We start from the raw sequence: 19,669 nt of genomic DNA, 5'->3' as shown, positions 1-19,669 counted from the left end.
CTTTTTAGAAAGTGTATCGGAGTTCTTTGTATTTTATATCAATCTACTATTAATGATATTAACCGCATTCTTTCTTTTATCCACTCTCATCTGAATAAACACGAGCCAAAGTACTCCGTTTATTATCTTTTGATACGGCTGAAAGCTCTTTTACCTGATCGGCACTCATTCCAAACCCCTCGCTCGTAGCATAAAGGGTTGAGGATTTAATCTGTGCTTGTGTTTGATCAAACGAACTTTTTTGATCCGAAAGTTTTTGAGTCTTCGACTCTACCTGCTGTTCCTCTTTCTGCAGCTCTTCAGACTTCTCTTGGGTAACTACAGGATCAGGCCGCCCCACTTGAAACGGCTGAGAATAAGGGCTTTGAAAAAGATAGGAATTGACTGTCATAGTACACCTCCACATCAGGAAAATGTACATCCACACAGCCAAAAATAACATTAAATACTCAAATTAAGATACAATAATCGTATTAAACACTGAAGGATCTGTATGCAAATTTTTCTGATTCTCCTTGGAGTACTTACCCTTATCGCAATTTTGATGTATAACTCTCTTATCGCCAAAAAAAATCAAGTTGACAATATCTTTGCCGGAGTCGATGCCGTCCTCAAAAAAAGATTTGACCTTATCCCCAATCTTGTTGCTTCGGTTTCTCAGTACATGGAACACGAAAAATCAACGCTAGAGAAAGTGACCGAATACCGAGCGCAAGCTATGAAACCGGGAATCAGCGATGAAGCCAAAATTGCTCTCGATGCCAAACTCACCTCTGCTTTGGGTGCGATCAACATCGCAATGGAAGCCTACCCCGATCTCAAAGCTAACGAAAACGTTATGCACTTGCAACGCTCACTGAGCGAAATCGAAGAGCAAATCTCCGCCGCACGCCGAGCCTATAACCAAACAGTTACCGATCTCAACAATGCCATCGAGATGTTCCCGACAAACCTAATCGCTGGATGGATGAATCTACAACGACGTGCTGTTTTTGAAATCACCATTACTGAGCGTCAAAACGTTGATGTAGGGGCACTTTTTAACCAATGAAATCCATTTCGGAACTGACCGATTTTTATTATAAAGAGCTCTATCCCTCACTCAATGAACTCGAAACAGCCCGAAAACAGATCGTATCGCATCTCAAATGGTACGGAAGTATGGGAATCGTCGTTTTTATTATCGTTGCTCTATGGATGGAAAAAAACTTCGGTTTATTTCATCCCCTGATGATGGGTGTTGTTATCGGGTTTATCGCAATAGCCTCGATTGCTTACCGTTTTATGATTTCAGGGTACGCAAAAGATTTTAAAGCCAAAATAATTACGCCCCTTATTCATGCCATCGATCCCCATCTTCTGTACAATCCCGAATTTGTCATCTCTCAGCACCTTTTTGAACGAAGCGATCTTTTTAAACACGCCATCGACCGCTACAGCGGTAATGATTATGTCAAAGGCTTAGTTGAGGGTGTCCCACTCGAATTCTCTGATGTCCATGCCGAATATCAAACACGCGATTCCAAAGGACGTACTCAGTGGCATACCCTCTTTCGAGGACTCTTTCTCGTTGCTGAGTTCAACAAACACTTTAAAGCTAAAACGGTTGTCCTTCCCGACCAAGCGGAAAAAACTTTTGGTTCGCTCATCGGGGGATGGCTTCAGTCGATCAATTTCACCCGTGAGGGTCTCGTCCGCTTGGACGATCCTGAGTTTGAGAAACATTTTGTCGTCTACGGAAGCGACCATATAGAAGCACGCTATATCCTCACCCACTCAATGATGAAACGAATTTTAGACTTTCAACGCCGTGTTTCTCATCCGCTGTTTGTCTCATTTGTCCATAACCATATCCATGTCAGTATCGGTACGGGGAAAGATTTGTTTGAACCTGCCGTCTTTACCTCGTTACTCGATTACAAACAGGCAATGGAATACGTCAATACACTTCAAAATACAATCGGTTTAGTGGAGGAGTTAAAACTCAATGAGAAGTTGTGGAGTAAAAGCTAACAATGTTGTATTGAACGTCCAAGCGCTCCATAAAATAACTCCAATTTCTCTGCTGTCGCTTCGATAGTAAATTCCGCCCCTTTTTCTCCAAATATTTTTTTAACACACCGAATCGCTTTTTGGGTCATTTCATACTCAACGATTGAAACATTCGAATATTCACACGTGAAGTCCTGACACAAGAGCTTTTCATAGGGATGCAACACCGCTTGGGCATACGCCGCATTCGCCGCTTCCGCATAAGCACGGACTAGTCCTCCCGGTCCAAGCTTCGTACCGCCGAAATAGCGTACTGTGATGATCGCGGCATTAATCAGTTCATGTCCTTGTAAAACACTCAGCGTCGGTTTCCCCGATGTCCCTTTGGGTTCACCGTCATCCCCGCTGTATTCTACAATCTGATCAAATTCGTTGAGACTTCGGGTAGCACTGACAAAATGGACGGCTTTGGGATGGTGGGAGCGCAAAGATGCCATTTGTTCTTCATACATTGCCATCGGCATTAAAAAAGCGATAAATTTCGACCCTTTAATTTCGATTGTATCTGAACTTATCGCATTGACCGTTACCATAAAACCCCTTCTTAATAGTGCCATTATATAATATCGCCATGAAACTTACCCCTCAACAATCACTATTGCATTGGTATGAGACCCACGGTCGTCATGATCTTCCATGGCGCACAACTAACGATCCCTATCACATCTATATCAGTGAGATCATGCTTCAGCAAACACAGGTTAAAACCGTGTTAGAGCGGTTTTATTTCCCTTTTTTGGAACGCTTCCCGACTCTCTCAGAAGTCGCCCAAAGCCATCAGGATGATGTCCTAAAAATGTGGGAAGGATTGGGATACTACACGCGTGCTCGTAACCTCCATAATGCCGCGTGTCAATGTGACGGAAACCTACCGAATAATGCCCATGATCTGATGCAGCTAAGTGGTATTGGACGCTCCACCGCACACGCAATTGCCGCATTCGCCTTTCAAGAGCCGCTCCCTATCCTCGATGCCAATGTCAAACGGATACTCTATCGTTATTTTGCTCTGCGTGAACGTAATGAAAAAAAACTCTGGGAATACGCCTATACCCTTTTTGACTCCTCTCATCCTTTTGAATACAATCAAGCGATGATGGATCTCGGCGCATCACTCTGCCTCTCTAAAAATCCCCTCTGTAGCCGTTGCCCGTTTGAGACAACCTGCAAAGGCAAATCAGAACCTCTCTTGTATCCTGAGCCAAAAAAATCTAAACTAAAACCTATCCGAGAACGTTCTATTATCATCTATAAACGCTCTGAGCGTTACGCCCTCTCTCAACGAAGGGATCGGTTTTTACATGGGTTATGGGGATTTTATGAAACGACAGATACCGTGTATGGAAAACCGATCGGACATATCACGCAGCACTACAGCCACTTCACTCTTGAAGCCGATCTCTACCTCAGTACAGAAACATTTAGCCATGAAGCATTTGAATGGTTTTCATTGGAAGAGATACGGGAGCTATCGCTTAGTCGAGCCGATCATAAGGCCGTTGAGTTATTACGCTATAATTTGTAAAAATATGAGGAGATAGCGGTGTTACGAAGCATTAAAAACTACTTTTTTAGCGCATTTCGGGAAGTTTTTGTCTATCACCACTCTTCGTTAGAATTTCGTGCCAAAACGTATGCTGTTTTAATTGCCAGTTCCCATGAATCTCTCCATCAATATCAAGATACACTTGAAAAAATCGCGTCTGAAATCTATACCGAATCCGATCGAGCCGATGCACTCGTATTAACTGTCAAAGAGTATATCAAAAGTATCCAGTCCAAAAAGTATATGGGGGAAGAACCGCTGCTCATAGATGTCATTCGGGAACTTCGACAAGTCCCCCGCTATGCCCTTAAAATCGAACCCGAACACCTTACGCGGTTACAAGAGTGTACGAACGATATGGATTCCAAAGTTTATCAAAAACGGTTGATTGATTTTTTAAACCAAAAACGTCTTGAATACAGAGAACTTAAACGTTGAAACGTTCCGGATCAAAAAATGTATCATCGCTGATATGACCGAATGCTGAGTTAATCGAGACAAAAAGATCGGGATATTTTTCTTCCATCTCTCCTAGCATCACTTTCATCGATGCACGTGCATGAGGCATTTTCACATCGAATCGCATCGACGGACACGCCTCATCTCCGATGGTCGGCATCTCATTTTCAAGTGCACACGCAGCAAGTTGACGTTCTCGCATCTTTATCAAAGGACGGATAACGATTAAGCCGTTTCCTGCTTTGTATTTTGGTGCAAGGGCACGCATATGACCATTGTAGATCAAATTCATAAAAAAGCTCTCCGCCGCATCATCAAGATGATGCCCAAGCGCTACTTTGTTGCATTCGTACTCTTTCGCAGCACCGTACAATGCACCTCGGCGCATACGGGAAAAAAAGCTGCAAAACGAAGAATTTTGTCGAATTTTATCCGCGGCAATCTCATAGGTATTGGTTTCATAGACTTTATGCGGAATATTATGCTCCGCACAGTGTGCACTAAGTGCCGATAAATCTTCACCCATCCCATACGTCACCGTCACTGCGAGTATCTCAAACTTAAAGGGGGCACGACGCTGTTGTTCCATCAGTGCGTGTACCATTGTTAGAGAGTCTTTACCACCGCTGAGCCCGACGAGGATTTTATCCCCCTCTTCGATAAGACCGAATTCGGCATTCGTACGCCCGATTTGGCGCATAATCTTTTTGCTGAGTTTAATCGCCAATGCGTTTTACCATCTCTAAAATAAATTTGGCACTTACCTGTGCCGAGCTTTGTAAGAACGCATCAAAATCCATACCTGCTTCACCGTCTGCCGTGTCACTGATAGCACGAAGAACAAAGAACGGAACGCCGAAGTTATGACATACACATGCCACACTCGCCCCCTCCATCTCTAACGCATCGGCATTAAACGTTTTTTCAATCCATGCTTTTCGCTCTGCTGATGCGACAAACTGATCTCCCGTAGCGATGATCCCCTCGTACAGTTCAACTCCCATATCAATGGCAATTTCAGATGCCAGAGAGCGCATATCGTCGTCTGATGCGATCATCACCGAACTCTCAGGGATAAATCCGTCAGGATGACCAAAAGCGGTAATATCGACATCATGCTGACACAATGCGCTTGCCATGATCAAATCACCGATTTTCAAATCTTTGCTGATCCCTCCGGCAACACCGCTGAACAAAAGTGCTTTGGCATCATAACGCTCTAGCATGACCGAAGCGGTAATCGCTGAAAACACTTTACCGATTTTTGAATAGGCAATGACGAGTTCATGCCCTGCATAGTGGGCTGAATAAAATATATTTCCGGCATGCTCTTCGCTCGTATAATCACCCAGTGCCGCTAAAATCGGTTCAATTTCTTCGCGCATAGCGCCCATAATGGCTATTTTCATTTTTTTCCTTACGTATGTTTTACTAAATATCGACCCAGTTTTTTTAACCGGGCATCGAGAGAACACACTTTGTGTTCAGACTCAAAAAGTGACAAAGTGTATTCTGTTTTTCCCATCGGAGAGATAACACGACTTCCACCCCAAAATCCCAATCCGTCTTCAAATCCGACTCGATTGACGAAAACGACATAATTGTGGCTTAGCAGAGCGGTGGATTTTAAAAGGGCATCCCATTGGGATTCAATGCTGATCCCCTCATCGCTAAAATCACGTGCCGGAGAAGCGGCCAGTACATAAACGACTTCTGCGTCCGACGCGGCAATCGCGGCAATACTCTCCGCACGCCACACATCTTCGCATATCACCATAATGGCATTGCCATGCGGAGTTGGAAACGACGCTATCTCATCACCTGCCCTAAAATAGCGTCCCTCTTCAAACATCCCGTAGGTAGGAAGATGATTTTTATGGTGGATATGGAGCAATGCGCCTTGCGAAAAATACAAAGCACTATTGTAGACGTTATTATTATCCCATAATGCCGCACCGATAACAATATCGCATTGCATGCTTGCATGAGCCAAGTCACTCAACTCCTCAATCTTCCAAGCATCCTCATAAAGCTTGTCTTGGAGGAGATACCCGCTCAATGACAGTTCAGGAAAAACGACAACATCCGCATCTTTATTTTCCTCAACAAGCATCAAAACCTCTGCAAGGTTTGCACGAGAGAGTTTCGGTGAGGATTGGATCAGGGCAACTTTCATGAGAGTGCTTCACAAACCTTTACAAGCGAATCCATATCTGAAATTCCTACTGTCTCTACATCAGGAGCATTGCGTTTGTTCAGTCCCTTCAACACGGCACCGTTACCGAATTCGATCATCATGTCGATCTCACCGGCAATCGCTTCAATAGATTGCTTATATTTTACCGGCTGAATAAGTTGAATTTTGAGAAGTTTCAACGCTTCTTCTTTGGTCGCGTATTTTTCCGTACTTACATTCGATACGATCGGAGCACTAAAATGTTCACTTACCATCGCTTCCATCGCTTCGCCCAACGGCTCCATTGCACTTGAGAGAAGAGGACAATGACTTGCGATTGACATGTTAAGCAGTAATGCCCGTTTCGCACCGGCTTCTTTGAATACGCTTTCCATATCTTGGAGGTCTTCTTTAATCCCCGCTACGACCAGTTGCCCCGTTTGATTATAGTTCGCAGGCCAAACCTGTTTCCCCTCACGGTTGGCATTAGCACAAAGTTCTTCAACCACCGCATCATCTAACCCCAAAATTGCCATCATCCCGGCATTGATACTCTCACATGCTCCGCTCATAAGCTTTCCGCGTTTATGAACCAACTCCACCGCATCGACATAATCGATTGCACCCGCAGCACAAAGGGCACTAAATTCACCCAAAGAGTGACCTAAGAACATTACGGCATTGCTAGGATGAGCTTCTTGAAACAATTTATACGCGATCATTGAGATCAATAAAATGGCTGGTTGCGTATACTCTGTTTGATCCAACTGCTCGTTCGGTTCAAACAGAAGTTTGGTAAAATCGACCCCGATACGCTCTCCGGCTTTCTCAAACATTTCACGTGCTAATGCACTGTTATCGTAAAATGATTTTCCCATTCCGATTGATTGTGATCCCTGTCCGGGAAAAATCATCGCAATTTTTTTTGACATTAATGCTCCTTGATTTCTAATTCATACCCTGAATGGTCGCTAATCTTTTTCCGCAATGTATTACGGTTGAGGCCTAGCCGCTCAGACAACTGTAATTGTGATTTAAATCGCTTAATCCCTGCTCGGATTAGGGGAACTTCATACAGATGCAAAAACGCTCTGTAGTCATTATTACTACCGAGTTTTTCTTCCAGATAGTGCTCCATGATCTCCATAAGATCATTTTCGCTGATGCTGTCGAATAAATAATGAAGATACACTTGGCGTCGAAGTGAAATGGCGTTTTCACTCAGATCAGGGACAAACCCATTAAGATCAAACGGCTCAGATTTACCAAGGGTAAGACTTGCTTCCTTTACAAAAGCATCAACCAATACGGCAACATCTTCATTTCGCTCAGACAATGGCGGTAATGCAAGACGAATTGTAAAAATTTCATCCAACTGGTCTTGAGAATATCGCCCACCACCGGTCGCTATAACACGTGTTCGTGTTTTTTGGATGGTTTCTATAAGGCGTTTAAGATTGGCAACATTATCAAGACGATGAATAATGACATCACTGTGAGACTCAAGTGCATCCAGTAGCTCATCAAAATGACTGGCATCAATGATGGGTGCATGAGGAAGGATATAACGGGCAAGGGTAAGTTTACCCGTCCCCCGTTCTCCGAATATAATGGCATTTACCCCTAAACCTTTGAGTAAATTAGCCGTTTTAAACGCTTCGATGGAAGCGTTTGATGCCGTTAAAAAATTAGTGACATCCACAGCCGTGATTACCGCCGCTTCCACAACATCCGCTATCATCCACTTTGTTTTCAGCAGGGATTCCTGTCATTGCTTCTTCAGCCGATGCATCACGCACATTGCTGATAGTTACGCTAAACATTAAATCTTTCCCTGCAAGAGGATGGTTGAAATCGATAATAACGATATCATCTTTGATCTCTTTAACCACAACTTGAACGGTTCCGCCGTCTTCGCCTTGACCGTACAATGTCATACCGATATTCAAATCGATCCCGGCAAATTGCTCACGCGGAAGTTCTTGCTGAGCTTCTTCATTGTAATCGCCGTATGCGTCGTGAGCTTTTACAAGTACATCACCTTTATCACCCATATTCATATGGGCGATCCCCGCCTCAAGACCGGGAATGATTTGCCCTTTTCCGAACATAAACGTCAATGGATGCCCACCAACATTACTATCTACAACGTTTCCGCCATCACGTACTTCATACTCGATTGATACAATTTGATTATTTTCAATTGCCATTTGATTAGCCTTCTTTTAAGATTTTGCGATTGTAGCAGATTTACCTATGGTGATGCTGAAAACAGACATTTAGCACAAGTGACTTACTTTAACTTAGAGAGTCTCTCTTGTGCCTCTTTGGCTGCACCGCTTCCGCTATATTTTGATATTGTTGCTTGATAAAAAGCTTTTGCCGTTGCGCTGTCTCCGGTTTTTTCCATTGAAATCCCCGAATGGAGCAAAAGGGTCGGCATGAAAAGCGATTTTTCACTGCGTGACGCACTCTCTTTATAATTTGAAACCGCTTCTTTGTAGTTTTTACGCTCAAAGTGCGTTTCACCGATCATAAATAAAGATTCATTGACTTTATGTTTTTTTTGAACTAACTGCTCAAAATATTTCTGAGCATCTGCGTATTTCTTCTGTGAAAAAAGCTTATTAGCCTCTTTTTCAAGGGCGGAATTTGACATTTTTATAGAAGATACTGCCATATCAGGGACGTTTACTTTAAGCTGTTTGATAAGTGCCGCGAATTGTTCTTTGGTAACATAATTACTATTGATTTCATCTACAACGAGAGAAAGTTCTTCAAGAAGTGTTTTGAACTGAGCAACATTTTCGGTATTAGCGGCAACGTGCTTATTCAACTCTTCCATGTTTGAACTGTTGTTACTATCGAGAGCAAGTTTTTCTTGAAGTTTTTGAAGCAGCAACGTCTGTTCATTCGATCGCTGGCCCAACCCTTCAAGAATCCCCTGCATACCGTCAAGGCGTTCTGTAACCGTCTCAACTTTTGCACTTTGAGCGTTATTTTTTTGAATGACCGTCTGAAGCTCTTTTTTATTTTCAAGAATCAGTTTTTCTTCATGGGTAAGACCGTAAGGATTAGGACTATTCAAATCACCCGCACCGAAAACCGAAGGCTCCGACGCAGATACTGAAAGTGTTATTAGAAAGGGGAGAATTACTAAAGAACGCATTTACGGAAGTTTAAAATCTACACGACGATTTTTTGCCCAGCACTCTTGTGTTTTTTCCAAACAAACCGGATTGCTTTCGCCAAAACTTGCCATAGTGATGGCATCAGCACTTACACCGCTGTTTACCAAAGCTGATTTAACGGCGTTGGCACGTTTAAGACCAAGTGCAAAGTTGTACTCATCGCTTCCGAATTCGTCACAATTTCCCTCAAGTTTAATCGCTTTACCTTTAACTAACAACGTATTTTTCGTCATTGCTTCTTGCATATCTTCACGGACATCAAATTTGTCGTAATCAAACAAGATACTCACCAATTGACCATCTGAACCATTAACACCATTAGAGCCTGCAGCTCCCGTGGTTGTATCATTTGCACTTGCATTTGTAATAGGGGCGATAACGGCATTAGCGTCTGTCCCGGTATTACTACTTGTATTTGCATTTGTCCCGATTGACGTGCCGTTAGCGTTAGCCGTTGCGTCGATTGCCGGTTCTTTAGAGCTACATCCGCTCAAAACTAACATCGCTACCGTTGCGCTTAAAAAAGCAACATTTTTCATCATGACATCTCCTCAGGATTTATAAATATAGTGTTATGATACCGAAAATATTATTAACACTACCAATCAATCGATTGAATTCGTCCCATTTTTAACGGGAAAATAAAGCTTTTATTAACTCCAAACCGAATAACCCCTATGGAACTGCGCGGTCCCTCTTGCTTAATGTACAAAATGGCTTCGCCATCAGGAGAGAATCGTGGGAAATCATTCTCTCCGCTCGCCGTTAATCGCTTAACATTTCCCGAATTCAAAGAGAGCAGATGAAGATTGAAGGAATTCCCTGCAAACGTTGCACTGTTCTCACGTGCTTTGTAAACCAGAAAATTTTTATACGAGCTCAAAGAGGAGTTATTTTTCCCCTGATATACAAGTTGCGAAATCCCGCTATTGTTCATCTGTTTCGAAAAAATATTAGGATATCCAAGACGGTTAGAGACAAAAGCAACGGATCCATCTCCCATAAACTGCCCATTCACGTCAATTCCAGAGTAATCGGTAATACGAGTTTTGTTTCCAGAAACCAAATCATACAAATAAATATCGGGCTGCCCATCAGGTGCGAGTGTCAGTAATAGACGCTTAGCATCTTCGCTGACATCGGAACACACCGCCATACCATCGGAGCTAATGATTTTCTCTTTTTTTCCGCTCAGAAGATTCATTTTATAAATTGTCGGTTTAAAATCGGTCAGTGAGGTAAAGTATAAATCACTCTGCTCGCGGTTAGCCCATTTCGCAAATCCATACATCCCCCCTTTTAGAATCACTTTTTGATACGAGAGGGTGTAATCTGAAGCTACAATTTCTGAATGTCTCGGACTGGTAAGACGGATAAAAAGAACTTTTCGCTTGATCCAATCAATCGGAGATCCCCCCATTTTAGCATTGATATCATACGCAATCGAGTGAGAAAGAAATACCAACATTTCACTTTGTTTTAGAACATAACTTTTAAAAAATAGCTCTCTTCCGTTTTGAAGCAGTTTGATATCCGCCTTGATCCCCCCCGAGCCGTCATTACTCAATCGATACCTAAGTAAATACTGTGCATCTTTATGTGCAACGGATGGAGTAGGTGAATCAAACACAGACATGGCATAGCTCTCATCAACGCTAAATAAAGAGACAACATTCATATCGGCCGCTAACATCTTGGCAAATTTTTGAGACATCTCGCTGCTTTGCAGTGATGAATCTTCGATTGCGAGAGGAGCCAACCCCTCTACCCCTTTAACTACTTCTATGGTCGCATCCGCGCCCCATAAGAGTTGAATCAATGTCAAAAATAAAAAAACAATTTTCAAATAACTACTCCTTGGCCGTTAATATACACTCTATTACCGCATCTTTCCCATCAGGATGTTCAGGGAAACGGGTCGAGTTTAGTCGATCTTTTAACCAATCAACTTCTCCATTAAACGATCCGTTTCCTGAATAGCTGATCACTTTATAACTGATTAGTTTGCCGGCGGCACTGATTTTCATCCGAATTCGTGCCGCTTCTCCTGCACTCCCTGATGGGGGGCGAAAATAGGTATAGACTAGCGCTTGAATCTTAGCATGGTATTCGTTAACGAGCGGCCCGCTCGATCCCCCTTGGGGTATCATTTTCACGGAAGGTTTCGCGAGTTCAACCTTACTTACCTTATCCGAAAAACGGGGGGACCCTTTTCGTTCCAAAACCTCTTTTTCCAATGCATTTAACTGTTTATTCTCTTCAGGCTTTTTTTTAGGTGTTGTATCCGGTTTTACTTGTGCAAAAAGATCCGATATTTCCTGTACTGGCTCTGGTTCGACAATACGCTCTTCTTCTTGAACCGGTTCTGATTTCTCTAGCACAGCTTGCGATTCAGGACTCTTTTGAGCTTCATTAGCGGGTTCCATAATCGACACCGATACATATTCGCTTTGTGTCATCGCAAATTGCTCAATGACGGGTGATACGGCTAAAGTGTACCCGGCTAAAAATAGCAGTACCACAAAGAGTGTAATAGAAATTAATCCGCTTAGAAAAAAATAGCGTTCTTGGTTAAAACTCATTTGACAGCATCTCTTACAGAAACTCTAAAATATGTTTAGCCATTGGATGCTAACGAAACTTCTCTGAATCCGGCTTGCTTTACTGCCCCTAATACCGACATAACTTTCCCATAATCAAGCGTTTGATCTGCACTGATTAGCACGGTTGCTTCGCGGTCTAACTGCTGTGCGTAGAGTGAAAAATTATCATTGAATGTCTCTAATTTAAACGGTTCTTTATTGACTAAAATTTCGCCCTCTTTGCTAATGGTAATATGTACTGGAGGAATTTTGGTAAGTTCTTTTTGAGCAGAACCTTTGGGGAGACGGATCAACTCTTCGTAAACGATATTCGGTGAAATTACCATCAATATCGCCAAAAGAACCAACATTACATCCACAAGGGGAGTAATGTTCAGTTCCGGTTTTTCATCCCAATCAAACATCATTAAGCATCTTTAGAAAGGAGAGCATCACCTTGCATACGGATCAATCCCGAAAGCTCATACGCTTTACGCTTTAAAATCTGATGATAGGTGTACGCAAAAATAGCGACAAAAATCCCTGACGCGGTTGCAACAAGAGCATCTGATACACCCGAAGCGATAATACTCATCGTCCCGCTCGCCTGACCGATATTGTCAAACGTATCCAAGATGGAAACAACCGTGCCGAAAAGTCCGATAAAAGGGGTTGTTGATGCAACAATGGAGAGAAACATCAGCCCTTTTGTCGCCTCTTTCGTCGCCGCATACGAAGCCATATCAAACAGTGCCGTAGAGAGGCGAGGCGATGATTTTGTAAAATGACTGAGATACGCGTAATCGGGAATTTTATATGAACCTAATAACAGTGATTCGAGAGACTGATTTTCGGTAGAGATCCATTGATTTAGTGAAAAAAAGCGGTAAAAAAATGTCCAATTGACGGCAATGAAGTAGAGAGAGAGTACCAGCAACACAAAAAGTGTTACCGGATGGCTTTTATCGTAAAAATCTGCGAATGTTTGAAACATTGAGTTAGACTAAACGATGTGCCGCAGAATCAATACGCGCCGATACCGAAGCAATCATAGCGTTCGAATCGCCGACACTGGTGATCAAAGATTTTGCTTCATCGAGTGCTTTAGCAATGTCTCCTTCGCTTTCACCACGGATGGCAACTGCACCGTCAACCAAAACGACTACTTTGTTTTGGGTAATCTGAACAACTCCCCAATTCACAACAATCGATTCGACTTTACCGTTCTCTTTTTGGATATCGACTACTCCGGCTTGAAGCAGTGTCGTTAAAGAGACGTGTTCAGGGAGAACACCAAATTCTCCCTCTTCACCCGGAAGGGTGACGCTTTTAGCCGGCCCGTTATAAATCGGACCGCTTGGGGTTAGCACTTCTAATTGGAGTGTTTCCATAGTGTTTCCTTATAAGGCGAGAAGCAATTACTTGCTTTTCATTTTAGCAGCTTTTTCAATCGCCTCATTCATATCACCGACCATATAGAACGCACCTTCTGGTAGATGGTCGAATTCACCCTCAAGAATTCCTTTGAACCCTTTGATAGTGTTTTCAAGTGAAACGTATTTCCCCGGAGAACCGGTAAACACTTCCGCAACGAAGAACGGTTGAGAAAGGAATTTCTCGATTTTACGTGCACGTTCAACTGTAGATTTATCATCTTCAGAGAGTTCGTCCATACCAAGAATCGCAATAATATCTTGCAAATCTTTATATTTTTGAAGTGTTTTTTGAACACCGCGAGCAACACCATAGTGCTCTTCACCGATGATTTGCGGGTCAAGCAAGCGTGATGTTGAATCCAATGGATCAACCGCAGGATAGATCCCTTTTTCAGCGATTTTACGGTTAAGAACCGTAGTCGCATCAAGGTGAGCAAATACCGAAGCAGGAGCCGGGTCAGTCAAGTCATCCGCAGGTACGTATACCGCTTGAACCGACGTGATTGAACCTTTTTTAGTTGATGTAATACGGTCTTGAAGCGCACCCATTTCACGAGCCAAAGTCGGTTGGTAACCAACGGCTGAAGGGATACGTCCAAGAAGTGCTGACATCTCAGAACCTGATTGTGCAAAACGGAAGATGTTATCGATGAACATCAATACGTCAAGCCCTTTTTCATCACGGAAATACTCCGCCATAGTAAGACCTGTAAGAGCGATACGGTTACGTGCTCCCGGTGGTTCAGACATTTGACCATAGCACAGTGCTACTTTGTCCAAAACGCTTGATTCTTTCATCTCGTGGTAAAGGTCATTCCCCTCACGAGTACGCTCACCGACACCGGCGAAAACAGAAAGACCGTCATGCCCGTGTGCAACGTTGTGAATCAATTCCATGATAATAACGGTTTTACCAACACCGGCACCACCGAAGAGACCGACTTTACCACCTTTAGCATACGGAGCCAAAAGGTCAACAACTTTGATACCCGTTTCGAACATCTCAGTTTTTGTACTTTGGTCAACCAACGGTGGAGGATCACGGTGAATAGACCATGTATCACAATCTGTTACTTGCTCTCCGCCATCGATTGTTTCACCGATTACGTTGAAGATACGTCCGAGAACTTTTTCCCCGACTGGTACTTTGATCGGAGCGCCAGTTGCACGTGCCGCCATACCGCGAACAAGACCTTCTGACATATCCATAGCGATCGTACGTACACGACCGTTTCCAAGGTGAGATGCTACTTCAAGAATAAGACGAGTCGTATTCCCTTCTACACTTACATTTACTTCGATCGCGTCGTTGATAGCAGGTAAATACCCTTCAAAATCAACGTCAACAACCGGACCAATTACTTGAGCAATTTTACCAATCATTCTTTCCTCCATAATTATTTCATCGACTCGACGCCGCTGATAATCTCGATAAGTTCGGTGGTAATCGATTCTTGTCGCGCTTTATTAAACTTGACTTTCAACGAGTTAACCATCTCTTTAGCGTTGTTAGTTGCCGCATCCATTGCCTGCATACGTGCACTGTGTTCTGCTGCAAGCGAATCAATCAACGCATAATACATATTGTATTCAGCGTATTTTGTGACTAATGAATCGAGCATTTTCTCTTCATCTTGTGCTTCTAGCTCTAACATAGAGTTTTTAGCTTCTTCACAATCATAAGCCTCTACATTAACAGGCAATACACGGTTGACATGCAACTCTTGGGTAATAACGTTTTTATAACCGTTGTATACAAGATACACAGCATCAATTTTACCCTCTTTGAAATCATTGATCGAACGGGTCATGAATTCGCTTGAACGCTGCATATCAGGAGCAGAACTTAAATTTTTCACCGCATCAAGCATCTCTACTTCATTGTAAGTAAAAAATTCAATCCCTTTTTTCCCGATACCGCGAAGGCGGATTTTGACTTTTTTATTTTTGTATTCGCTCATAAGACGTTTGACCGCTTTGATGGTTTGCATATTGAAACCGCCGCAGAGACCTTTGTCTGCTGTTACAAAAATAATGTCGATCATTTCAGGTGCATCATTCTCAATGAAGCAGCGGTTTTCAATCCCACCCACTTTATTGCATTTGATACGTCCTGCGATTTCAGCTATCACTTGATTCGTTTTTTGTGCAAACAGACGTGAGCGTTTCGCAAGCTCTTCCGCACGGCGAAGTTTCGCCGTTGAAACAAGCTTCATAGCACGCGTAGTTTTTTGCGTGTTCGAAACACTTTTGATCTGTCTTTGAATCTCTTTCAAGTTAGCCATAAAGATCCTTATTCAGCAACGAAAGTAGATTTAAACTCTTCGAGTGCTTTTTTCATCATAGCCATCGTTTCATCATCGATTTTTGATGTACTACGGATGTTTTCAAGAATTTGTGGATAAGACGCTTCAATGAACGGATACAAATCCGCTTCAAATTTAACGACAGAATCTGCTGAGATATCATCAAGATACCCTTCATTACCCGCGAAAATAACCAACGCTTGTTTTTCAGCACCAAGTGGAGAATATGGAGGCTGTTTTAACACTTCAACCATACGTTGACCACGCTCAAGTTGTTTACGGCTTACTTCGTCCAAATCAGAAGCAAACTGTGCAAACGCTTGAAGTTCACGGTATTGTGCCAAATCAAGACGCAATGTTCCGGCAACTTGTTTCGTTGCTTTGATTTGAGCAGCACCACCGACACGTGATACAGAGAGACCGACGTTGATCGCAGGACGGATACCTGAGTTGAACAAATCAGTTTCCAAGAAAATTTGACCGTCAGTGATTGAAATAACGTTGGTTGGGATATACGCCGCAACGTCACCCGCTTGAGTTTCGATGATCGGAAGTGCTGTCAATGAACCTGCACCCAATTCGTCATTCAATTTTGCCGCACGCTCTAACAAACGAGAGTGTAGATAGAAAACGTCACCCGGATACGCTTCACGACCCGGAGGACGGCGAAGGATCAATGACATTTCACGGTAAGCTACCGCATGTTTAGAGAGATCATCATAAACGATCAAACCATGACGCGCATTATCACGGAAATATTCACCCATCGTTACACCGGTATAAGGAGCAAGGAATTGGAGCGCTGCCGCTTCAGAAGCAGGAGCAGAAACGATAATAGTGTATTCAAGGGCACCGTGCTCTTCAAGACGACGGATAACTTGTGCTACAGTTGATTCTTTTTGACCGATCGCAACGTAAACACAAACGACACCGTTCCCTTTTTGGTTGATGATCGTATCCAAAGCAACGGTAGTTTTACCGGTTTGGCGGTCACCGATGATAAGCTCACGTTGTCCGCGTCCGATTGGAACAAGGGCATCAATCGCTTTAATACCGGTTGCCATCGGTTCATGAACCGATTTACGTGCCATAATCCCCGGTGCTTTCTCTTCTACGAAACGAACTTCCGTAGTTTCGATAGGACCTTTTCCGTCGATCGGCTCACCAAGAGCATTCACAACACGTCCAAGAAGTGCATCACCGACTGGAACACGTAAAAGACGTCCAAGACGTTTTACTGACATTCCTTCACGAAGATCTTTACCTTTACCAAGAATAACAACACCGACGCTGCTCTCCTCAAGGTTCATAACCAGACCGCGTGAGCCGTCTTCAAATTCTACCATCTCTCCGGCCATAACGTTGTTCAAGCCATAAACTTGAGCGATTCCATCTCCGTATGAGACGATTTTTCCGGTTTCATTAATATCTACATTAAGTTCGAAATTCTCAATTCGCTCTTTAATGATTGAACTGATTTCGTCTGCTTGTACTTTTGCTACCACTATTTCTCCTTTCCCGAGGGTTAAATTGCTTTTAAAATGTGCTCAACCAATTGAGCATTAAGGCGGCTTTTTGAAAAATTGATTTCAACATTCAAGTCATCAACTTCAACACGGATTCCGTCAAAATCAGAAGCAACATAACTCAAAGAGATCGTTGCCCCCATTTTTGTACCCAAATCACGTGCAATTGTTTCAACAGAAGCTTGATCAACAACACTATTGCTGTAGATACGCCCTTTGAATGTACGTTTGGCTCGCGCAATCTCACGTGTTAATTGATCCGCAAGAGTAGGAATCAATAAAAGACGCCCGTTCTCAGCCAACAACTTGATAAGATTGTTCACGACAGTGCTCTTCGCCGAAGCGACCATATCCAAAACCAATTGACATTTAGCACTAACACTAATGTCATTGCTGTTCATGATGAGAGTGAACTTGTCATTTTCGTAAGCTTTGGCAACACTTGCAAGAAGTGCCGCTAAATTTTCCAATGAAGCTTGATCACAACTTTCCATCAAAGGTTTGATGTAACGTTTTGCTATGAGTTCATTTCGCATTTATGCCACCTTCTTTTTCAAGATTTCGGTCATCGCTTCTTTACCCAAAGCTTCACTACTGCTATTCATGACATCATTCATCAAATCAGAAACCACTTCACGAACCATTTTGCGTTTATCAAGTTCCATCAATGCAACATTTTGCTTTTCGATAATCTCAAGCTCTTGTTCACATTGCGCCAAAATTTTGTCAGACAAAATTTTGTTTTCTTTCTTACTTGACTCAGCTAATTCGCTCGCAAACCGTTCTGCTTCTTCGATTTTGTGCTCAGCCGCATCTTTTAGACGTTTTGACTCACGAAGACGCTCTTGAACTTTTTCAAGTTCATCGGCAATACCCGCACTTCTTCCGCTAAAATAGCTTTTAACCGGTTCAGCCAAAATGTAGAACAAAATTCCGGCAAAAATCAGGAAGTTAACCGTTCGTTGAACGATATCTGTAGAACCTTCTGCACCGGCATCTGACCCAAATAGATAGGCACTGAGCATTAATACTGTAACGATTATTTTACCCATTGCATACCTCATATCTGACTTAGTTTTGCTGATACAGCAGATTGGAACGAAGACGCCTCATTTTGAAGCGCAGCGATCAACCGTGTTCGTTCTGCAGACATTTCGCCTTCGAACGTTGCGTACTCAAGTGCTAATTCAGCACGTTTTGTCTCTATTTTGCTATTTGCCAGCGCTTTGGCTTCAGCAATAACTTTTTCTCTTAATGCCGCTGCTTCCAGTTTAGCATCACTCATAATCTTCTCAGCTTTGGCGTGAAATGCAGCGATTTCAGAGTCGTTGTTACCAACTTGCTCTAAATCTTTTTTAATATCTGCATCCCGTTTTTCCATATAACTGAAAAGAGGTTTGTAAAGCAAACTGTTTAGTAGGGCAATAAGGACAAGGAAGACAATCAGTGTGCTGCCTAGCAGCATCGGACTTATATCTAACATACCACCTCCTAAAAGTTGCGTGATTATACAACTTATAAATTGAAGGGACAGTTAAACGCGGCTAGATATTAAGAAAGTAGGTCTAAAAATGATTCAATTTGTTCATTATCTTCAAATTCTAGGGTCAGTTTGTAACCTTTTGTGCCACATTTATAACCAAGCTGAAGCAAATGCTTTTTCAAAGCGGTAAAATCAAGCCCTTCCATCTCATACGAAGTGCTTGATGCCGTAGAAGGAAGCTTGATTTTTTTAACCATACTCTCTACATCGCGTACACTCAATTTTTGGCCGATCACCGAATCGATCATCATCGCTTGCTCTTTCGGTTCCAATCCTAAAATTACTTTGGCATGACCCGCACTGATTTTCCCCTCAACCAGAGCTTTACGCCCTTTTTCACTGAGTTGTAAAAGACGAAGCGTATTGGTTATTTGCGTGCGGCTTTTATGAACGGTTTGAGAAAGTTGCTCGTGGGTTAATTCATGGATATCAATCAGTTCTTGATAGGCTTGTGCCAAGTCGATTGCATTAAGTTCATCGCGCTGAATATTTTCAATCAGGGCGTGTTCACGCATCTGTTCATCACTGACGGAAACGACGATTGCTTTGATCGTTTTATTTTTTGCTAGTTTACTGGCACGAAGACGTCTCTCACCCGCTATTAAAATATATCCGTCAAGATCCTCTTTCACAACGATAGGCTGTAAAAGCCCGTGCGTTTTGATCGATTCGGAGAGTTCTGCTAAGGATTCTGAATCAAAATGTTTTCGTGGTTGATAGGGGTTGGGGCGGATTTTATTGACTGCAATCTCTTCGACTCCCCCTTTTTTAGGAAGCTCGTTGTCATATGCCTCTTCGATTTCACTTAAAAGTGCTCCAAGACCTCTGCCCAATGCTGATGCTTTCGCCATA

The 19,669-nt window shown here is 42.8% G+C and carries 26 protein-coding genes; 4 read left to right on the top strand and 22 right to left on the bottom strand.

All coding sequences use genetic code 11. The annotated features are described in order from the left end of the window. Positions 1-76: 76 nt before the first annotated feature. Positions 77-391: a hypothetical protein gene (locus Q8O20_RS11280; RefSeq protein WP_305531244.1), complete on the bottom strand. Its 315-nt coding sequence runs from the start codon at positions 389-391 to the stop codon at positions 77-79. Between the two features lie 102 nt (positions 392-493). On the opposite strand from Q8O20_RS11280, the gene Q8O20_RS11275 reads away from it, so the two are divergent. Then, a complete protein-coding gene (locus tag Q8O20_RS11275; protein WP_305531243.1) occupies positions 494-1,051 on the top strand; it encodes a LemA family protein in 558 nt (185 codons plus the stop codon). Next, positions 1,048-2,013: a DUF3137 domain-containing protein gene (locus tag Q8O20_RS11270; protein ID WP_305531242.1), complete on the top strand. Its 966-nt coding sequence runs from the start codon at positions 1,048-1,050 to the stop codon at positions 2,011-2,013. The genes Q8O20_RS11275 and Q8O20_RS11270 overlap by 4 nt, the downstream gene beginning before the upstream one ends. On the opposite strand, the gene Q8O20_RS11265 is transcribed toward Q8O20_RS11270, so the two are convergent. Beyond that, positions 2,010-2,585 carry a YigZ family protein gene (locus tag Q8O20_RS11265; protein ID WP_305531241.1) on the bottom strand — a complete coding sequence of 192 codons (576 nt, stop codon included), beginning with the start codon at positions 2,583-2,585 and terminating at the stop codon, positions 2,010-2,012. The two genes, Q8O20_RS11270 and Q8O20_RS11265, sit on opposite strands and share 4 nt — an antisense overlap. A gap of 38 nt (positions 2,586-2,623) precedes the next feature. Here Q8O20_RS11265 and mutY point away from each other — a divergent pair, with 38 nt between their 5' ends. Together mutY and Q8O20_RS11255 are read left to right on the top strand one after the other, a co-directional pair. Beyond that, entirely contained in the window at positions 2,624-3,577 is a 954-nt protein-coding gene (gene mutY, locus Q8O20_RS11260) for an A/G-specific adenine glycosylase (protein WP_305531240.1), read from the top strand. Positions 3,578-3,595: 18 nt separating this feature from the next. Beyond that, a complete protein-coding gene (locus Q8O20_RS11255) occupies positions 3,596-4,036 on the top strand; it encodes a hypothetical protein (RefSeq protein ID WP_304739257.1) in 441 nt (146 codons plus the stop codon). Here the strand turns inward: Q8O20_RS11255 and Q8O20_RS11250 are convergent. The 20 genes from Q8O20_RS11250 to Q8O20_RS11155 all read right to left on the bottom strand — a co-directional run bounded on the left by Q8O20_RS11250 (position 4,026) and on the right by Q8O20_RS11155 (position 19,668). Next, the gene (locus Q8O20_RS11250) at positions 4,026-4,784 is read right to left on the bottom strand and encodes an ATP-binding protein (RefSeq protein ID WP_304739259.1); all 759 of its coding nucleotides are present in this window, start codon (positions 4,782-4,784) and stop codon (positions 4,026-4,028) included. The two genes, Q8O20_RS11255 and Q8O20_RS11250, sit on opposite strands and share 11 nt — an antisense overlap. After that, complete coding sequence (locus Q8O20_RS11245) at positions 4,774-5,466, bottom strand: 5'-methylthioadenosine/adenosylhomocysteine nucleosidase (RefSeq protein ID WP_305531238.1); 693 nt, start codon at positions 5,464-5,466, stop codon at positions 4,774-4,776. The genes Q8O20_RS11250 and Q8O20_RS11245 overlap by 11 nt, the downstream gene beginning before the upstream one ends. 8 nt (positions 5,467-5,474) lie before the next feature. After that, on the bottom strand, positions 5,475-6,233 hold the full coding sequence (locus Q8O20_RS11240; protein WP_305531236.1) for a nitrilase-related carbon-nitrogen hydrolase: 759 nt from the start codon (positions 6,231-6,233) through the stop codon (positions 5,475-5,477). Beyond that, the gene (gene fabD, locus Q8O20_RS11235; protein ID WP_305531235.1) at positions 6,230-7,165 is read right to left on the bottom strand and encodes an ACP S-malonyltransferase; all 936 of its coding nucleotides are present in this window, start codon (positions 7,163-7,165) and stop codon (positions 6,230-6,232) included. Before fabD ends, Q8O20_RS11240 begins: the two co-directional genes overlap by 4 nt. Next, positions 7,165-7,974, bottom strand: a complete 810-nt coding sequence (locus Q8O20_RS11230) for a Fis family transcriptional regulator (RefSeq protein WP_304739267.1) — start codon at positions 7,972-7,974, stop codon at positions 7,165-7,167. The genes fabD and Q8O20_RS11230 overlap by 1 nt, the downstream gene beginning before the upstream one ends. Continuing rightward, the gene (locus tag Q8O20_RS11225) at positions 7,922-8,443 is read right to left on the bottom strand and encodes a peptidylprolyl isomerase (protein WP_304739269.1); all 522 of its coding nucleotides are present in this window, start codon (positions 8,441-8,443) and stop codon (positions 7,922-7,924) included. The genes Q8O20_RS11230 and Q8O20_RS11225 overlap by 53 nt, the downstream gene beginning before the upstream one ends. Positions 8,444-8,526: 83 nt before the next feature. Beyond that, the gene (locus Q8O20_RS11220; protein WP_305531233.1) at positions 8,527-9,402 is read right to left on the bottom strand and encodes a tol-pal system YbgF family protein; all 876 of its coding nucleotides are present in this window, start codon (positions 9,400-9,402) and stop codon (positions 8,527-8,529) included. Next, positions 9,403-9,966: an OmpA family protein gene (locus tag Q8O20_RS11215; RefSeq protein ID WP_305531232.1), complete on the bottom strand. Its 564-nt coding sequence runs from the start codon at positions 9,964-9,966 to the stop codon at positions 9,403-9,405. A 56-nt stretch (positions 9,967-10,022) separates the two neighbouring features. Next, complete coding sequence (gene tolB, locus Q8O20_RS11210) at positions 10,023-11,270, bottom strand: Tol-Pal system protein TolB (RefSeq protein ID WP_305531231.1); 1,248 nt, start codon at positions 11,268-11,270, stop codon at positions 10,023-10,025. Positions 11,271-11,274: 4 nt separating this feature from the next. After that, entirely contained in the window at positions 11,275-12,006 is a 732-nt protein-coding gene (locus Q8O20_RS11205; RefSeq protein ID WP_305531230.1) for a TonB C-terminal domain-containing protein, read from the bottom strand. Between the two features lie 35 nt (positions 12,007-12,041). Beyond that, positions 12,042-12,434 (bottom strand): biopolymer transporter ExbD, encoded by a 393-nt coding sequence (locus Q8O20_RS11200; protein WP_305531229.1) that lies wholly within the window; start codon positions 12,432-12,434, stop codon positions 12,042-12,044. Then, positions 12,434-13,000: a MotA/TolQ/ExbB proton channel family protein gene (locus Q8O20_RS11195; protein WP_305531228.1), complete on the bottom strand. Its 567-nt coding sequence runs from the start codon at positions 12,998-13,000 to the stop codon at positions 12,434-12,436. The genes Q8O20_RS11200 and Q8O20_RS11195 overlap by 1 nt, the downstream gene beginning before the upstream one ends. Positions 13,001-13,004: 4 nt before the next feature. Beyond that, positions 13,005-13,397, bottom strand: coding sequence for an ATP synthase F1 subunit epsilon (gene atpC, locus Q8O20_RS11190; RefSeq protein ID WP_294894405.1), 393 nt, complete (start codon positions 13,395-13,397; stop codon positions 13,005-13,007). Between the two features lie 27 nt (positions 13,398-13,424). After that, positions 13,425-14,825, bottom strand: coding sequence for a F0F1 ATP synthase subunit beta (atpD, locus tag Q8O20_RS11185; RefSeq protein ID WP_294894403.1), 1,401 nt, complete (start codon positions 14,823-14,825; stop codon positions 13,425-13,427). 14 nt (positions 14,826-14,839) lie between these two features. Beyond that, positions 14,840-15,727 carry an ATP synthase F1 subunit gamma gene (gene atpG, locus Q8O20_RS11180; protein ID WP_305531227.1) on the bottom strand — a complete coding sequence of 296 codons (888 nt, stop codon included), beginning with the start codon at positions 15,725-15,727 and terminating at the stop codon, positions 14,840-14,842. Between the two features lie 8 nt (positions 15,728-15,735). Then, positions 15,736-17,253, bottom strand: coding sequence for a F0F1 ATP synthase subunit alpha (gene atpA, locus Q8O20_RS11175; RefSeq protein WP_294894399.1), 1,518 nt, complete (start codon positions 17,251-17,253; stop codon positions 15,736-15,738). A gap of 20 nt (positions 17,254-17,273) precedes the next feature. Beyond that, positions 17,274-17,810, bottom strand: coding sequence for a F0F1 ATP synthase subunit delta (locus Q8O20_RS11170; protein ID WP_294894397.1), 537 nt, complete (start codon positions 17,808-17,810; stop codon positions 17,274-17,276). Beyond that, positions 17,811-18,326 carry a F0F1 ATP synthase subunit B gene (locus Q8O20_RS11165; protein ID WP_305531226.1) on the bottom strand — a complete coding sequence of 172 codons (516 nt, stop codon included), beginning with the start codon at positions 18,324-18,326 and terminating at the stop codon, positions 17,811-17,813. Positions 18,327-18,334: 8 nt separating this feature from the next. After that, on the bottom strand, positions 18,335-18,739 hold the full coding sequence (locus Q8O20_RS11160) for a F0F1 ATP synthase subunit B' (RefSeq protein WP_370688079.1): 405 nt from the start codon (positions 18,737-18,739) through the stop codon (positions 18,335-18,337). An 86-nt stretch (positions 18,740-18,825) separates the two neighbouring features. After that, complete coding sequence (locus Q8O20_RS11155) at positions 18,826-19,668, bottom strand: ParB/RepB/Spo0J family partition protein (protein ID WP_304741029.1); 843 nt, start codon at positions 19,666-19,668, stop codon at positions 18,826-18,828. Position 19,669 lies beyond the last annotated feature (1 nt).

The organism is Sulfuricurvum sp. (genome assembly GCF_030691015.1).
Taxonomy (GTDB): domain Bacteria; phylum Campylobacterota; class Campylobacteria; order Campylobacterales; family Sulfurimonadaceae; genus Sulfuricurvum.
Note: the sequence above shows the minus strand (reverse complement) of the source record. Positions and strands in the feature narration are given on the sequence as shown.

What these genes read in the sequence shown, in the direction of transcription:
- atpC (WP_294894405.1), bottom strand. Translation starts at nt 13,397, where the DNA reads ATGGAAACACTCCAATTAGAAGTGCTAACCCCAAGCGGTCCGATTTAT.
- Q8O20_RS11195 (WP_305531228.1), bottom strand. Translation starts at nt 13,000, where the DNA reads ATGTTTCAAACATTCGCAGATTTTTACGATAAAAGCCATCCGGTAACA.
- atpD (WP_294894403.1), bottom strand. Translation starts at nt 14,825, where the DNA reads ATGATTGGTAAAATTGCTCAAGTAATTGGTCCGGTTGTTGACGTTGAT.
- Q8O20_RS11265 (WP_305531241.1), bottom strand. Translation starts at nt 2,585, where the DNA reads ATGGTAACGGTCAATGCGATAAGTTCAGATACAATCGAAATTAAAGGG.
- atpG (WP_305531227.1), bottom strand. Translation starts at nt 15,727, where the DNA reads ATGGCTAACTTGAAAGAGATTCAAAGACAGATCAAAAGTGTTTCGAAC.
- Q8O20_RS11240 (WP_305531236.1), bottom strand. Translation starts at nt 6,233, where the DNA reads ATGAAAGTTGCCCTGATCCAATCCTCACCGAAACTCTCTCGTGCAAAC.
- Q8O20_RS11205 (WP_305531230.1), bottom strand. Translation starts at nt 12,006, where the DNA reads ATGAGTTTTAACCAAGAACGCTATTTTTTTCTAAGCGGATTAATTTCT.
- Q8O20_RS11270 (WP_305531242.1), top strand. Translation starts at nt 1,048, where the DNA reads ATGAAATCCATTTCGGAACTGACCGATTTTTATTATAAAGAGCTCTAT.
- Q8O20_RS11245 (WP_305531238.1), bottom strand. Translation starts at nt 5,466, where the DNA reads ATGAAAATAGCCATTATGGGCGCTATGCGCGAAGAAATTGAACCGATT.
- Q8O20_RS11165 (WP_305531226.1), bottom strand. Translation starts at nt 18,326, where the DNA reads ATGGGTAAAATAATCGTTACAGTATTAATGCTCAGTGCCTATCTATTT.
- Q8O20_RS11160 (WP_370688079.1), bottom strand. Translation starts at nt 18,739, where the DNA reads ATGCTGCTAGGCAGCACACTGATTGTCTTCCTTGTCCTTATTGCCCTA.
- fabD (WP_305531235.1), bottom strand. Translation starts at nt 7,165, where the DNA reads ATGTCAAAAAAAATTGCGATGATTTTTCCCGGACAGGGATCACAATCA.
- Q8O20_RS11275 (WP_305531243.1), top strand. Translation starts at nt 494, where the DNA reads ATGCAAATTTTTCTGATTCTCCTTGGAGTACTTACCCTTATCGCAATT.
- Q8O20_RS11155 (WP_304741029.1), bottom strand. Translation starts at nt 19,668, where the DNA reads ATGGCGAAAGCATCAGCATTGGGCAGAGGTCTTGGAGCACTTTTAAGT.
- Q8O20_RS11215 (WP_305531232.1), bottom strand. Translation starts at nt 9,966, where the DNA reads ATGATGAAAAATGTTGCTTTTTTAAGCGCAACGGTAGCGATGTTAGTT.
- mutY (WP_305531240.1), top strand. Translation starts at nt 2,624, where the DNA reads ATGAAACTTACCCCTCAACAATCACTATTGCATTGGTATGAGACCCAC.
- Q8O20_RS11200 (WP_305531229.1), bottom strand. Translation starts at nt 12,434, where the DNA reads ATGATGTTTGATTGGGATGAAAAACCGGAACTGAACATTACTCCCCTT.
- Q8O20_RS11220 (WP_305531233.1), bottom strand. Translation starts at nt 9,402, where the DNA reads ATGCGTTCTTTAGTAATTCTCCCCTTTCTAATAACACTTTCAGTATCT.
- Q8O20_RS11230 (WP_304739267.1), bottom strand. Translation starts at nt 7,974, where the DNA reads ATGATAGCGGATGTTGTGGAAGCGGCGGTAATCACGGCTGTGGATGTC.
- Q8O20_RS11280 (WP_305531244.1), bottom strand. Translation starts at nt 391, where the DNA reads ATGACAGTCAATTCCTATCTTTTTCAAAGCCCTTATTCTCAGCCGTTT.
- Q8O20_RS11170 (WP_294894397.1), bottom strand. Translation starts at nt 17,810, where the DNA reads ATGCGAAATGAACTCATAGCAAAACGTTACATCAAACCTTTGATGGAA.
- Q8O20_RS11225 (WP_304739269.1), bottom strand. Translation starts at nt 8,443, where the DNA reads ATGGCAATTGAAAATAATCAAATTGTATCAATCGAGTATGAAGTACGT.